At 43.3% G+C, this 15,165-nt stretch carries 14 protein-coding genes and 1 tRNA gene; 9 read left to right on the top strand and 6 right to left on the bottom strand.

Features of this window, described 5'->3' with window-relative positions; all coding sequences use genetic code 11:
* Positions 1-15: 15 nt before the first annotated feature.
* From secY to asnS, 6 genes are all read left to right on the top strand, one after another.
* A complete protein-coding gene (secY, locus tag WC526_04380; protein MFA5062355.1) occupies positions 16-1,290 on the top strand; it encodes a preprotein translocase subunit SecY in 1,275 nt (424 codons plus the stop codon).
* A 77-nt stretch (positions 1,291-1,367) separates the two neighbouring features.
* Positions 1,368-1,955 (top strand): nucleoside monophosphate kinase, encoded by a 588-nt coding sequence (locus tag WC526_04375; GenBank protein ID MFA5062354.1) that lies wholly within the window; start codon positions 1,368-1,370, stop codon positions 1,953-1,955.
* A gap of 1 nt (position 1,956) precedes the next feature.
* Entirely contained in the window at positions 1,957-2,766 is an 810-nt protein-coding gene (map, locus tag WC526_04370) for a type I methionyl aminopeptidase (GenBank protein ID MFA5062353.1), read from the top strand.
* A gap of 1 nt (position 2,767) precedes the next feature.
* Entirely contained in the window at positions 2,768-3,148 is a 381-nt protein-coding gene (gene ruvX / locus WC526_04365) for a Holliday junction resolvase RuvX (protein MFA5062352.1), read from the top strand.
* Between the two features lie 2 nt (positions 3,149-3,150).
* Positions 3,151-3,714: a DNA repair protein RecO gene (gene recO, locus WC526_04360; protein ID MFA5062351.1), complete on the top strand. Its 564-nt coding sequence runs from the start codon at positions 3,151-3,153 to the stop codon at positions 3,712-3,714.
* A gap of 4 nt (positions 3,715-3,718) precedes the next feature.
* Positions 3,719-5,011: an asparagine--tRNA ligase gene (asnS, locus tag WC526_04355; GenBank protein MFA5062350.1), complete on the top strand. Its 1,293-nt coding sequence runs from the start codon at positions 3,719-3,721 to the stop codon at positions 5,009-5,011.
* Positions 5,012-5,666: 655 nt separating this feature from the next.
* Here asnS and WC526_04350 read toward each other — a convergent pair.
* The 5 genes from WC526_04350 to WC526_04330 form a co-directional block, all read right to left on the bottom strand.
* Positions 5,667-6,674, bottom strand: a complete 1,008-nt coding sequence (locus WC526_04350) for a metallophosphoesterase (GenBank protein MFA5062349.1) — start codon at positions 6,672-6,674, stop codon at positions 5,667-5,669.
* Positions 6,675-6,676: 2 nt separating this feature from the next.
* A tRNA-Leu gene (locus WC526_04345) sits at positions 6,677-6,758 on the bottom strand.
* A 47-nt stretch (positions 6,759-6,805) separates the two neighbouring features.
* Positions 6,806-7,891, bottom strand: a complete 1,086-nt coding sequence (locus tag WC526_04340; GenBank protein ID MFA5062348.1) for an endonuclease/exonuclease/phosphatase family protein — start codon at positions 7,889-7,891, stop codon at positions 6,806-6,808.
* A 3-nt stretch (positions 7,892-7,894) separates the two neighbouring features.
* Entirely contained in the window at positions 7,895-8,200 is a 306-nt protein-coding gene (locus WC526_04335; GenBank protein ID MFA5062347.1) for a MazG-like family protein, read from the bottom strand.
* Between the two features lies 1 nt (position 8,201).
* Positions 8,202-8,762, bottom strand: coding sequence for a hypothetical protein (locus WC526_04330; protein ID MFA5062346.1), 561 nt, complete (start codon positions 8,760-8,762; stop codon positions 8,202-8,204).
* A 97-nt stretch (positions 8,763-8,859) separates the two neighbouring features.
* Here WC526_04330 and WC526_04325 point away from each other — a divergent pair, with 97 nt between their 5' ends.
* From WC526_04325 to WC526_04315, 3 genes are read left to right on the top strand one after another with little or no spacing between them, the layout of a single operon-like run.
* On the top strand, positions 8,860-9,633 hold the full coding sequence (locus WC526_04325; GenBank protein ID MFA5062345.1) for a ParA family protein: 774 nt from the start codon (positions 8,860-8,862) through the stop codon (positions 9,631-9,633).
* 5 nt (positions 9,634-9,638) lie between these two features.
* Complete coding sequence (locus tag WC526_04320; GenBank protein ID MFA5062344.1) at positions 9,639-10,487, top strand: ParB/RepB/Spo0J family partition protein; 849 nt, start codon at positions 9,639-9,641, stop codon at positions 10,485-10,487.
* Between the two features lie 19 nt (positions 10,488-10,506).
* Positions 10,507-13,635, top strand: a complete 3,129-nt coding sequence (locus tag WC526_04315; GenBank protein MFA5062343.1) for an SBBP repeat-containing protein — start codon at positions 10,507-10,509, stop codon at positions 13,633-13,635.
* Positions 13,636-13,667: 32 nt separating this feature from the next.
* Here WC526_04315 and WC526_04310 read toward each other — a convergent pair whose 3' ends face one another.
* Positions 13,668-15,164, bottom strand: a complete 1,497-nt coding sequence (locus WC526_04310) for a RelA/SpoT family protein (GenBank protein ID MFA5062342.1) — start codon at positions 15,162-15,164, stop codon at positions 13,668-13,670.
* Position 15,165: the final 1 nt, after the last annotated feature.

The following is a 15,165-nucleotide window of genomic DNA, read 5'->3' as shown; positions in this document are numbered from 1 at the left end:
TCATTCCCTTATATTATGTGGGATAAAATCCAGCAGGTCTGGAAAATTAAAGACATCAGAAACAAGGTTTTGTTTGTGCTTGCGCTTTTGGTTGTTTTCAGATTGGTTGCCCACATTCCAATCCCGGGTATAAATTTGGAAAATTTAAGGCAGTTTCTAGCCGGCAATCAGGTCTTTGGCTTATTGGACGTTTTTTCCGGCGGAACAATGAAAAATTTTTCCATAGTCATGCTTGGCGTCGGTCCTTATATCACCGCTTCAATCATTTTCCAGTTGCTTAGCATGATCGTGCCTAAGCTTGAAGAGATGACCAAAGAAGGCGAAGCCGGCCAGCAGAAGATTAATAATTATACGCGTTTGCTTACCGTTCCTTTGGCGTTTTTACAATCCTACGCCATGATTAAACTGCTTAGCAATTCGGCTTTACCCATCATAACCGACATCAATCCTTTTCGCCTTTTCACCATTATGATCACCATAACCGGTGGTACCATGTTTTTGATGTGGCTCGGTGAACTTATTACCGAACAAAAAATCGGCAATGGAATTTCTCTGCTGATATTTTCCGGCATTGTGGCTTCTTTGCCCGGAGCGATAAGAACCATGTCTTTAAATTATAGCTCGGCCGATTTTTATACAATGATTTTATTTGCCGGCATTGCCCTTTTAACCATCGTCGGGGTGGTGTTCATAAATGAAGGCCAGCGCAATATTCCGGTAAATTACGCCAAACAGGTGCGCGGCAACCGTATGTATGGAGGCAGTACCTCTCATTTGCCTTTGCGCGTGAATATGGCCGGAGTTATTCCGATTATCTTTGCCATCTCTTTGATCCTGTTTCCGCCGCTTATCGCTCAATTTTTTGCCCAAGCCAAAACCGCCTGGATTGCCAACTTCGCGACTCACACCATAGCCATTTTTCAGAACCAGATTTTTTATGCCATAATGTATTTTGTGTTGGTTTTCGGCTTTACCTATTTTTATACGGCCGTTATTTTCCATCCGCAAAAAATTGCTGAAAATTTGCAAAAACAAGGCGGTTTTATTCCGGGCATAAGACCGGGCAAAGAGACCGAAAAATATCTGGGCGAAACCATGAATCGCATAAATTTAATTGGCGCTTTATTTTTGGGCATAATTGCCATTTTACCTTTGATAGTTCAGGGCTTCATGGGCACAAACAGCTTGGCCATCGGCGGTACCAGTTTGTTAATCGTGGTTTCAGTGGCAATTGAGACGGCTAAACAAATAGAAGCACAGCTGACCATGCATGCTTACGACCAGATCTAGCATATTGAAATAAATATAGACACATGATAAACTAAAGGGGCTTAAAAAGCCTTTTTTTAATTAAAACACAATACAACATGGAAAAAGTTATTATAATGATTGGCCCGCCGGGGTCAGGCAAGGGCACGCAAGCCAAAAAAATAGCCGAGAAATATAATTACGAGCACATCTCCACCGGTGATTTGTTAAGGAGTTTATACAAAAGCCCGGAGATTTCTCTAAAGGAAAAAAATATTTTGGATGAAGTTTTAAAAGAAGGCGAGTTGGCTCCGGATGATTTGATTTACCGGTTAACTTTTGCCCAGATTATTAAAGATTTAAAAAATAAAGACGGCGTCGTGCTTGACGGAGCGATTAGAAATTTAAAACAAGCCGGAGATTTTCAAAAGTTTTTTCAAGAAAACAAACTTAGCGTGCTTGTATTCCATGTTTCCTTAACGGACAAAGAAATTTTTGCGCGGCTGGCAAAGCGTAAATTGCTTGAGAACAGACAAGATGATGAACAAAAAGTCGTAGAGGAGAGAGTGAAAACCCAGGGAACCAAAGCGCTGGCGCCGATTTTAAATTTTTATAAAGACAAGGGTTTGCTCGCGGAGGTTGACGGCAGTCCCAGTATTGCCGAAGTGGAAAAAAGCATTGATAAGATTTTAGCCGGTCGCAAATAGTATGTTAATAAAAAGCGCCAAGGAAATTGCCCAAATTAAAAAAGGCGGCCAGATCATCAGCCGCATTTTAGCTGAACTTAAAAAAGTGTGTCGGCCCGGGATTTCTACTTTGGCGGTTGATTTGGCCGCGGAAAAAATGATTATAGAGGCCGGCGGCAAGCCGTCTTTTAAAGATTACGCCAGCCGTGCCGGCGAGATTCCTTTCCCCGGAACTATTTGCGCCTCCTTAAACCATGAATTGGTGCACGGGGTTCCGCATAAAAATAGAATTTTAAAAAACGGCGATATTTTTAGCATTGATATCGGCATGGAATGGCCCGCTAAAGGCGGACACGGTTATTACACAGATACAGCCATCACAGTTCCCATAGGCGAAGTGTCGCCAAAGATTAAAAAATTACTTGGGGTTACGCGTGAGGCGCTTGAGGTGGGTATGAAGGCGGTAAAGCCGGGTAACACAGTGGCAGATATCGGTTTGGCCATAGAAGAATACGTAAAATCACAAGGAAAATACAGTATTATCAGGGACTTGGTCGGGCATGGAGTTGGAACTGCCGTGCACGAAGATCCGCCAATTCCAAATTTTTATGATCAGTCAATGGAACGTTATAAATTAAGACCAGGCATGGTTATTGCCATAGAACCAATGATTGCTTTGGGTAATTATAACGTCAGAACCGCCAAAGACGGCTGGACAATTGAAATGGCTGACAGGTCTTTGTGCGCTCACTTTGAACACACTTTGGTAGTGACCAAAAATGGTCACGAAGTTTTAACCAGAAGGCCGAAGGAGAAGGAAGAAAATTTTTAGTATGAACATTTTGGGTGTTGACTATGGCGAAAAAAGAATTGGCCTGGCCTGGATGGATACCGGCTTGGATGTGGTTTTGCCGTTTGGAATAATTTTAAATGAAAGTGAATCTGACGCACTGGCTAAATTAACCGATTTGGTTAAAAAAGAAAAAATTGACGAAGTCGTTTTTGGCTTGCCCTTTAATCTGGACGGAACGGAAAATGGACATACAAAGCAGATTAGAAATTTTGCGGAACTATTCCAAAACCGCACTGATGTCAAAATTGATTATGTAAATGAAATGTTTTCTTCGCAACAGGCCGATCAGATGGGCGGAGGCGTTAGCCGTGATGAAAAAGCGGCCATGGTGATTTTGGAGAGTTATAAAAACAAAAAATGATTATGCTGGCCATTGCTTTAGGAAGACGTGATTTAAAAGAATTTGATCAGGTGGTTTCTCTTTATACGTTTGAGCGCGGCAAATTGAATCTTTTGGCCAAGGGAATTAAAAAAATGACCAGTAAAAATGCGGCCGGGCTGGAGAGGCCGACGTTCTCGGAAATTGAAGTGGCCGAAGGCAAGGAATTTGATCATTTAACAAAAGTACAAGCGCTGGAAATGTATGGTAACATTAGGCGCGACTTAACCAAAAGTTTTTTGGCCGGTTATGCTGTGCGCGTTTTGGATGAGTTTACCTTAACCGAAGAGAAAGATGAAAAAATTTTTAATTTACTTTTAAATTTTTTACATTTTTTGAATACCGAGCCGGTAAAAAGCCCTTTAAATATAATCAATAATTATCTTTTGAAATTGTGGAGTTTGTTTGGCTATGGGGAGGAGTTGGAGAGGTTTGTCAAGCTGCCGGCGGAGCAGTTGTTTGTAATAATAGATAAATTTGTGCAGGTGCATAACGGCAGGCCGCTTCCGGATTTTATTAAAAATGCCAAAAGTTTAGGAATAATTTAAAAATATGTCCACATTCATCAAGAATATATCCGAATACGTAGGGCAGGAGGTTACAATAAAGGGCTGGCTGTATAACAAGCGGTCATCCGGGCCGATTGGGTTCTTGGAACTGCGGGATGGTACGGGCTGGATACAGGCCGTGGCTGTCAAAGCCCAGTTAAGCGAGGAGACATGGACTCGGGTGGAGGATGTGTCGCAGGAATCATCGGTGATAATTACCGGCACAGTGACCAAGCATCCCAAAAAAGAAAATGTTTATGAATTGCAGATAAAAAATTTGGAAATTATTCAGCACGCGCAAGATTATCCGATTAGCAAAAAAGAGCACGGTCCTGATTTTTTGATGGATCTTCGCCATCTGTGGCTTAGGAGCAAAAGGCAGTGGGCGATTTTGCGCGTGCGCGATGCGATTATTACGGCCATCAACGAGTATCTGCATAAGGAAAATTTTATAAAAGTTGACTCGCCAATTTTTACGCCCAATGCCTGCGAAGGCACGACCACCTTGTTTCCGGTTCCGTATTTTGATTTGGGCACTGCCTACTTATCTCAATCCGGTCAGCTATATATTGAGGCGGCAATTGCTTCGGTGGGACGATGTTATGATTTTGGACCGGTTTTTAGAGCCGAGAAGAGCAAAACTAAACGGCATTTAACCGAATTTTGGATGATGGACGCGGAAGCGGCTTTTGTGGAGCATGAAGAAAATCTAAAAATTCAGGAAGGATTGGTTAGATACATAGTGCGTTATTGTTTAAATAATTGTAAAGAAGAATTGGAAATTTTGGAAAGAAACGTTGAACCGCTACAGAAGGCCGATCAGCCGTTTACGCGTTTGACTTATGATGAAGCAATTAAAAAATTAAATGAGCTTGGTTCGGATATTAAATACGGCGAGGATTTAGGCAATGATGATGAGGTGTTACTGACAAAAGATTCGGAGGTGCCGGTCTTTATAGAAAAATGGCCGAAAAGCATTAAACCGTTTTACATGAAGCGCGATCCGAGTAATCAGGAACTGGTTTTAAATGACGATTTGATCGCAATTGAGGGAGCCGGAGAATTAATCGGCGGCAGCCAGCGTGAGGATGATCATGAATTGTTGTATGAACGCATCAAAGACGAGGGCTTAAGTGAAGCGGACTACCAGTGGTATACTGATTTGCGAAAATATGGCAGTGTGCCGCATTCGGGGTTTGGTATTGGTTTGGAGCGCACGGTGCGCTGGATAACGGGCGTGGAACATATTCGTGAATGTATCCCGTTTCCGAGGACTATTGGCAGGTTGAAACCATAAAATTATTAGTATCTGATAAAAAAATCGCTAAAATAAGCGATTTTTTTGTATTTTATAGGCCCAAACTATTGACAAACTCATCATTTTGTGCTATTATGTGCCCAACGAAGTTGTCTGCGTTTCTATGCGACGACGACCAGGAGGGACGCCATGCGACGAGAGGAGTACGGGTGAGCCACGGCTTCACGACCATGACATCGGGCATCGGCAACATCGGCGACGACAGCGCGGGCGGCAACGACGACGTCGCCGCGCACCTCGGCGCCGGGGACCTCGGCGGCTAGCGCCAGCACAGCAAGCGGCGCCGGCCAGGCCCCCAAGTTGCACTGTCAGAAGTTCGTCGCCGGCAACTACGCCGACGGAACTGATCTGACAGCGAACGCAGCATCAACCCGCGGACGGCGGAACCCGTTCAGACACAACATAGCCCATCTCCATCTGCGAGGAGCTGGGTCAGCCGACGGCCACAAGCTGATCGGCACGTCATCCCCTCGCGCTTCGGCGCGAGGGGGTTACAAGATCCCGGGGGTACCGGGAGAGACGAGAGAAGCAGGGAGTGACGTGTTCGCTCGCGACCACCATCGCACGCGACAAGTCCGCCCACTCGCAGAAGTCCGGGCCCGGCGCGAACGTTCGCGTCGGGCACCTTTTTTTTTCAGGGGACCAGTTCAATCACTGAAATCTCCGGCGGATCTAAAAATCTGATCGGTCCGCCTGATTCTCCAGCTCCGACAGAAGTAAATACCGGAATTGAATGATAATAATTCAAACCTTTATAAAAATTTTTAGGCAAGTCAGTCGGTGCGCTTCCCAGCGGACCAACAAAAGGCAGGCGAATTTGTCCGCCATGGGTGTGTCCGGCCAAAACTAGATTTGGTTTTAGAAAATTATCCGGCCAATACATTGCTCCGTCAGGATTATGCACCAGAAATAACAATGGATCATTTGGATTCCATTTTTTTAAATCAGAAAAATTGATTGGTTTTTTCCAAATTTCATCCGCCCCAAAAATACAAATTTTTTCTTTTTTTACTTCCGGGCAAACCAGTTGATTTTGCAACAAGGGAATGCCGATTTCGGCCATTTCTGTTTTTAACCAATCGGATTTATCGCCGGTTTGTAAACTGGTTGTGTAGCGCGCGGCTCCGCCGATGCCGTATTCATGATTGCCCAAAATATAATAGATGGGATATTTTCCAACCAGCTCCCTTAAGGGTTCCAAATATTGGCTTTCATCAAGATTTGTTCCTTCATTATCTATCTGATCCCCACCCAACAGGACTAAATCCGGATTAACGGCCTCTATTTTTTTAACGATTTTTTCCACCCAGTCCTGTTTTTTAAATTCGCTGACCTGGATGTCTGTAACCAAGATGATTTTTATCGGGTTTTTTAAGTTTGATATTTTAATTGATTTTGTGTTTATGACCAATAAATAGGGTTCAATAAATCTGGCGTCAATCGCCATAACTATACCCAAGCCGAGTACAATAATAAATGTCCAGGAAATCCATTTTTTAAAATAGTATTTTTTGCGGCGGGATTGGCTGGCTGGATTTTTCGTCATCTCCGTTTCACTAAAAAATAAATCCCTAACCAAAATTAAAATAACAATACTGGCAATAACGATATAGCCAATAATAATAAGAGTAAAAAAATTCATAGTGCCGAAGGTGGGAATCGAACCCACACTCCCGAAGGAACACGATTTTGAGTCGTGCGCGTCTACCAATTCCGCCACTTCGGCTTTAATTCTTGAAATCAGTATACTCTAAAATTGGGCTTTTTGTCAACCTACTTGGGCAGTGACAACTCCGTAATCATCGGAAAATGATCGGAAATTTTGAGAGTGTCTGTCTGCCTAACATAATGATTATCCGGCTGTAAATTTTTGGACATGAAAATATAATCAATTGTTCGGTCCGGTTTTTTAACGTCCGGATCATTGGGGAAGTGGGTAATCCACCTATCTCCATCCGGTCCATTTATTTCTGCCAAGCTCGGTACGGAATTATATTTAAGAAAAAACGGTTCCAATTCTGTTTTCTCTTTAAAATATTGGCGTTGCAAGTTGTTCAGTTGGTAGTATTGTTTTCCGGGTGCGAGCAAATTAAAATCGCCGCCCAGAGCCCAGGAGTAGCCGTTGGCAGTTAAGTTATCCAAAAGTTCGCCGGTCTGTTCGGTTTGTTTGGTCAGGGTATCGGTGCCTTGAGCAAAGGCCTCGAAATGAGTGGTCATGACGACAAAATCCTTTGCGTTTTCCATTGGCAAATGCGTTTCCAGTATAGCCCGTTTTAAATTGAATTCCCGAGTAACCGGGTCTGAAGGCATAAGCGCGAGCTGATGACGAATGGCGCTGTCAATTTTATATTTAGAAATAACAACCAGTTTCATGCCGACCGCGCCAAGTATGCGCGGGTGGGGAACAAAATCTGATTTCCAGTAATAAGCAGAAACATTGCATTTATAATCATTGGGTAAAAGATTTAAAAGCATCGCCAGTTGATCTTGGTAATATGTGCGTTTGGCACCCTGGTCAACTTCTTGCAGTAAAATAATATCCGGATTTTCGTCTTTGATCACCCGGGCAACTTCTTTTATGGTGGCCAGAGTGTCCAGTTCAGACGGCATGTCGTCCGGTCCGGAGCCGTCAAGCAGATCATAATAGAACACGTAATTTTTTCCGGCCATGAATTGAACGTTCCAGCTTAAAATTTTTAGTTTTTGTCCGGGTTTTAAAATTGGAGCGATAGTTTGGCATTCTACTTTTTCAGCTTGTGCCGGCGCCGGATGGAAATTTAAAAAATACACGGCCGCAATGAGCAACAAAAACAGAGAACTAATTATTGCCAGCCCCCATTTTAGGATTTTTTTAGTCATTTTTTATGCCTCTTTAGTCCTAATCGGTACCCCATCCACAATTTTGTATTCCCGATTTTTATTCCTCTCCATTTTATTGCGAAGTTCTTTTTCCAGATCCAAATTAAAAATTTCAGCCAGACCCAGCAAATAGATAGTGATATCCGCCAACTCCTCTCCCAAATTATCTTTCTTTTTCAGCCACGCTTCAAAGGCCTCGGTTACTTCATTATTTAAAAAACAAAATTCAAGCGGTATGTCAGTAGTATTAAATCCTTTGTTTTTTTTATTTTCCAGAACTTCCGCCTGAAGCTGTTTAAGATCCAACATACTATTTCAATTTAAAAGTTGAAACTATGCCGGCAACCTCATTGCGGCGCGCGGCCATGGTGTCATTGGCGGCATATTGGGACATGCTGTAAACAAACACATAGTTGGCATTTGAGCCCACAAAGGTTGGAATCGGTCCGCCCTGGGTCTGGATCGCTGACCACTGCGCATGAGAAATTACGCCAATGTTAAAAATTGAATCTTGGGCGTCAAAACCAAAGTCATATGAATCGGCCGAGCCGATTGTGCCCCAGTTTACCTGCCGAAACCCCGCTTTATAACCTACCCATGAGGACGGAAATGTCAGGGTGAAGTTATATTTATCATTGGTATAAGTTAAATTCTGCGGTTGGGGTGTTTTTTGATTATTTAACTGATTTTGCAAATTCAAAACCAATGTTTGCAGATCGTTTTTTTCCGTATTTAACTGATTTACTTGGTTTTGAAAGTCGGCGATCTGTTTGTTTTGCATGGCGAGTTTTTGCGAAAAATATACCAGTCCGCCGATTAGTATCCCGAAAATAATGATTATCACTGCCATTAACCAGATTTTTGTTCTCATAGTATGAATTTATGGATAAAACTACCCTTACTGCTAAATATTATAACTTTTAATGCCTTGAGTCAAGCTAAAACGTGTGTTATAATATGTTAAACTTATGTCCAGAATAATATCCATAGTCAATCAAAAGGGTGGAGTGGGAAAGACAACCACGGCCGTAAATTTGGCTGCAGCTCTCTCTGAAACCGGCAAATTTGTGTTATTGGTTGATTTGGACCCGCAGGGCAATGCCACTTCGGGTTTGGGCATAAAATATCAGGATTTGGAAAAAGGGCTTTATCATACCTTATCCGGGGAGTCGCGCCTTCATGATATTGTCCACAACACCGCTCACGCCGGTTTGCGCGTGGCGCCGGCTACTCCTGATTTGGCCGGAGCCAATGTTGAATTGGTTAATATGGAAGGCAGGGAAAGAAAATTGGCCGATGTGCTGGTAGAAGCCGAGCATGCTTATGACTATATCATTATAGATTGTCCGCCGTCTTTGGGTATTTTAACCTTAAATGGCTTAATCGCGGCTGATCATATCTTAATACCGGTACAGGCCGAATATTATGCTCTGGAAGGTTTGGGGCAGCTTTTAAAAACAATTGAAATGGTTAGAGAAAATTTGAAGCCGAATTTAAATGTTTTGGGCGCGGTTTTAACCATGTATGATTCCCGCAATAGTTTGTCCGAAGAAATTATGCACGAACTTTATAAATTTTTTCCGGACAATATTTTCCGGTCAGTAATCCCGCGCACGGTGCGCTTGGCCGAAGCGCCGAGTTTCGGTCAGAGCATTTTTCACTATGACCCAAGCAGTAAGGGCTCAAAAGCGTATGAGAGATTGGCCAGGGAATTAATTGAAAGATTTGAACAAGTAATATAAAACATATGGCTTTAGGCAGGGGATTGGGAGCTTTAATTTCCCCAAGCGGGAGCTCTCATCAAAAACAAACAACCAACATCAGCGCGGATGGCCAGGAAAAAATTTGGTATATACCGCTTACTTCAATTACACCGAATTCACACCAACCCAGACGCAATTTTAATGATGACCAAATCAAGGAATTGGCCAACTCCATTAAACAGCATGGTATTCTTCAGCCGATTTTGGTGACTGAAAAATCTGATGGCGGTTATGAACTGGTGGCCGGCGAACGCCGCTGGCGCGCATCGCAGATTGCCGGCTTGGCCAGTATCCCGGCGGTGATAAAAGTTTTGGCCGACAGGGATAAATTGGAAGTGGCCTTGATTGAAAATGTACATCGCGAGAATTTGGATCCGATTGAAGAGGCCTTTGCCTACCAAAGATTGGTTGACGAATTCGGTCTAACCCAACAGGACGTGGCTGATAAAGTCGGTAAAAGCCGACCGGCAGTCGCCAACACAATTCGGTTGCTTGAATTACCAGAGGAAATTAAGTCCGCCCTGGTTGAGAGAAAAATTAATGCCGGACAAGCCAGAGCGCTTTTAAGTTTGGGCGACAAGAAAAAACAGCTGGACATGCTGGCTTCCATGCTTGGGCAGAAAATTACGGTTCGGGAGCTTGAACACAGTGTGGCCAGACAAACCCCGAATAAAACCAGAAGAGATCCAAACCTTCTTTATTTGGAAGAACAAATCCGTTTAGCTCTGGGCACAAAAGTGACCATAACCGCCAAAGGCGAACGGGGAACGATTGTGATTGATTATTACTCAAAAGAAGAATTGGCGCGATTGATAAAACGAATTTCCGAGTAAATTTTAATTCATCAATCATATGAGCGGAAAAAATATAAAATTAGCAACGGTGGGTTTAATTATACTCACGGCAATTTTTTGTTTTGGCACCATGCCGGCTAAAGCAGCTGATTTTTCTGCTGCCCAACAAACAAAGATAACCAACGTCATCATTCCTTGGGTAGAAAATCAAGGTCAAATTAAGGATGATTCAGTCAAATTCAGTGCTAATATCTTTATGGGCACTGTTTTTGTAACTGATAATGGCACAATTACATACTCCCTCAAACAAAATAAAGCCGACCAAAAAGGGGCTGTCATAAAAGAAATTCCGCAATTTAAAAATACCCCTTTAATTACCGGCCAAGAACAAACAGAGACAAAAATTAATTATTTTATCGGCGCGGACAAATCAAAATGGCAAACAAATGTCGCCGCTTATAATGTTGTTTTATTTGGAGAAATTTATCCGAATATTGAACTCAAGTTAAAGGCCCATGGTAATAATGTTGAAAAACTATATACCATATATCCCAACGGAGATCCGAGTGACATTAAAATGACGATAAAGGGAGCAGATAAACTATCACTGACCAAAGATGGTCAATTGCAAGCTGATGTCCATGGTGTCAAACCGATATATTTTACCAAACCGATTGCTTATCAGGATATAAACGGCACGAGAGTAAATGTTTCTATCCAATACAAACTTAATAAAAATAGTTACTCATTCACGGTTGGTGCATATAACAAAAATTATAATTTGGTGATTGATCCGGAATTGGATACCCTGTTGGTTTCAACATATTTTGGCGGTAGTACTGACGGTGAATCTCCTCTTGCTATGACAGCGGATGCGGATGGGAATCTGTTTATCTTGGGCAATACATATTCTACTGATTTTCCAACCACCACCGGCGCTTATGACACGGAATTAGACACAGGGCCGGATATTGTGATTATCAAAATGGATTCAGATCTGTCCTCTCTGTTGGCAATGACCATTTTAGGAGCAGACGGCTGGGATGAAGCGTGGAATTTGGGTATTGACGGTTCCGGAAATATATTTATAGCCGGTGATACGGACACAACTTTTCCAACCACAACCGGAGCATACCAAACTTCAACCAACGGCTTGGGTGAAGGTTTCGTAAGCAAACTAGACAATGATCTTACATCACTGTTAGCGTCAACATATTTTGGCGGGTCAGATAATGAATATGTAACTGACATAAAACTTGATAGTTCGGGCAATGTCTATATAGCCGGGTATACGGCTTCCAATGATATCGCGATTACGGCCGGAACATATGGCGTTGATTATGGAGGAGGGGCAGAAGACGGATTTGTGGTTAAATTTAACAATGCCTTAACGCACGCTACATCAACTTATATAGGAGCAACGGGGGACGAATGGATTAACGCGTTGGCCTTGGATGGTTCTGGCAATGTATATTTGGCAGGGAACACAACGGATTCATCATTTCCAACCACCACCGACGCGTTTGATACAACTCCCAATGTCGGGCCGGGCAATAACGATGGATTTGTAGTTAAATTAAATAATGATTTTTCTTCATTGTTATCATCAACGCTTTTAGGGGGAAGCGACGATGATAGAATTTGGGCGATGACACTAAGCCCGACTTATGACAGTTTGTATGTGGCCGGCAGGACATACTCAACTGATTTTGCGACAACAAGCGGAGCTTATGACACTACGCAAAATGGAGATAGTGATGTGTTTGTGACTAAGTTTAATATAGGACTGACCCAGGCGCTTGCATCTACTTATCTTGGAGGGAGCGGTGAAGATCGTTTGAGTGATCCAGCGGAAATTTATGTTGATGCCTATACTGTTTATTTAAGCGGCACTACAGCATCAACTGGTTTTCCAACTACAACCGGGGCCTACCAGGTTACAAGGGCAGGCGGATTTGATTCGTTTCTAACTAAAATGAGTTTAGGTTTGACTGCTCTGCAGGGGTCAACCTATTTTGGCGGGACATTGAATGAAGGAAATGGGGGATTGTATGTTAATTCCGAAAGGGTAGTGTATTTGCTGGGGGATACATACTCTACTAATCTGCCGGTAACAGCGGGTGCATACAGCACTTCTAATGCCGGAAGCTATGATATGTTTATTGCCAAATTCGGCAACCCCGTCCCCGCCATCACCTCTTTATCTCCGAGCAGATATAGGTTTGACGACACCTCACCTTTTACCCTCACTGTAAACGGAACCGGTTTTGTCGTCTCTTCAACCATCAAGATAAACGGAGTGAGCTTTACCACCACTTATGTCACCACAACCAAACTAACATCTACGGTTACAGCCGGGGATATTGGCACCCATGGTACTTATGATGTGACGGTGTATAGCTCGACTCCGGGCGGCGGCACCAGCGCCAGTTCAATTTTTACCCTTTACATCCAAAACGGTGGAGGCGGGTATATTTCCACACCTGCTCCGATTGTGGTATCAGCGCCAAGTACACCGGTTGTTTCCCCCACTACTTCCACTACAACCACCACAACCGTCACCACCCTCGCCGGCTGTCCGGCTCTTTCTGCTGGTGACATGGTAAAAGTAACCGGTAAAGCAGCTATTTATTCCTTAAATAGTAACTTGCAGGTTCTCTATTTTCCCTCCGGAGATGAATTCAAGAGTTGGAATGTTGACAACAGCTATGGCGGCTACAAATCAATCAGCCAATCTTGTTTTGACGCTTTATCTGTGCCTTCAACCTATCCGGGCGCCGTCAATTACCGCCCCGGCTCATATGTGGTAAAAAAGTCCTCCGCTGACCAGTTGTATGTCGTTTTGCCTAACAATACCTTATCTAAAATCACTGATACTGATGCCACCGCTCTTTACGGCCAAAACTATACAGTGAAAATTATTTCTGATCCGTTCTGGCCACATTACATTAATCGTGGCACTGATACCACAAGTTCTGCCCACCAGGGCATGTTAATCAGTAAGGACACCAAAACCTGGTATGTTGATGCCGGAAATGTCCTGCGTGAGGTTACCGCCAATGGCATGACTACTAACCGGTTCAAAACATCTTTCATCCATGTTGTTTCAGAGTCATATTTGACCGGGTTTACGACCGGAGATTTGATTGACGTAGAAGTACCGATAATTGCAAGTAGAGTGCAGTAGTTAAAAAATCCCCTGACTGATCGGGGGATTTTTTATTTTCCCGGCAGGATGATTTTCAGCCAGCCCGCTTTTTCACCCTTTAAACTGGCTTTTATTCTGGATTTGGCCAGGTGCGTCTTTACGGTTTTGAGCCAGTCCTGGCTTGGCCCTTTGCGATTTTTATCCATAACAATTTCCACAACGTCGCCGCTTTTAAGTGACGTGTCCAAACTTACCAACTGGTCATTCACCTTGGCGCCGTTGCATTTATTGCCGATGTCAGTATGGATATGATAGGCAAAATCAATCGGCGTGGCGTCTTCGGGCAGGTCAATAACATCGCCTTGGGGAGTGAAGACAAAAATCCGGTTTTTAAAGAAATCCAGTTTTAATTCATCAATATCCGACATTTTTTCCAGAATATTTTTTTGGATGCCGGCCAATTCCTGGGCCCAGAAAATATCTTTGGCCTGGGAATGGGAGCGGTTCTCGTCGTAATGCCAATGAGCCGCGATGCCATACTCCGCTTCTTCATGCATGGTGGTATCGCGGATTTGAAACTCAACGATTCTGCCATCAACGCAAAACACGGTTGTGTGCAGAGATTTATAGCCGTTCGGCTTTGGTTGTGAGATGTAATCTTTAATCCTGCCTTTTAGCGGCCGCCAGAGTTTGTGAATGATGCCAAGCGTTGCGTAACAATCGCCGACGTCGGCAACGATTATTCTTATTGCCACCACATCATGTACTTTATCTATCTGTTCCCAGCCGCCTTTGGCCATTATTTTTTGGTATAAACTATATAAAGTTTTTTCTCGGCCGTGCACGTCGGACAGTTTGATGCCGGAATTTTTTAACTCTTTTCTCATTATATCCATTACATTTTCCAAGTACGTTTCCTGTTCGGAAATCAAACCGTCTCTAAGGGCTTTTGTTTTTTCAAATTCTTTGGGATAAACATACGGAAACGACAGGTCTTCCAGTAAGCTTTTAAATTCGCCGATTCCCAAGCGATTGGCGATGGGCGCGTAAATTTCTAAACTTTCCAAGGCGATGCGATAGCGTTTTTTTGGCGGCAGGGCATCCAAGGTGGCCAAATTGGTTACCCGGTCGGCGAATTTGATAATCATAACCCTGATATCTTCGGCCATGGCCACGAACATTTTGCGCAAGTTTTCAATATACCGTTCCACGCCGCGATATTTTAATTTTCCCAATTTGGTAATGCCTTTTACCATTGAGGTAATGTCGTGTCCGAAATTTTTTTCTATTTCTTCAAGCGTGACAGAGGTATCTTCGGGAACATCATGCAAAAGCGCGGCCGCGATAATATTCGCGTCAATTCTCATTGCGGTTAGAAGGAGGGCGGCTGAAAGCGGGTGGACGATGTAGGGCTCGCCTGATTTTCTAAATTGGCCGGCATGCGCTCTTTCGGCAAAATCATAAGCGCGCCGGACAATTTCCAAATCTTCTTTACGATAAAACTGCTTAATTGTTTCCATTAAGTCATCTAAAGTGGGATTTTGGGGAATTTTAGATCTATAAGGCATG

The sequence above is a fragment of the Patescibacteria group bacterium genome (assembly GCA_041649475.1).
Classification (GTDB): Bacteria; Patescibacteriota; Patescibacteriia; order Magasanikbacterales; family GWA2-37-8; genus JBAZNA01.
This window is presented reverse-complemented; position numbering and strand designations above follow the sequence as displayed.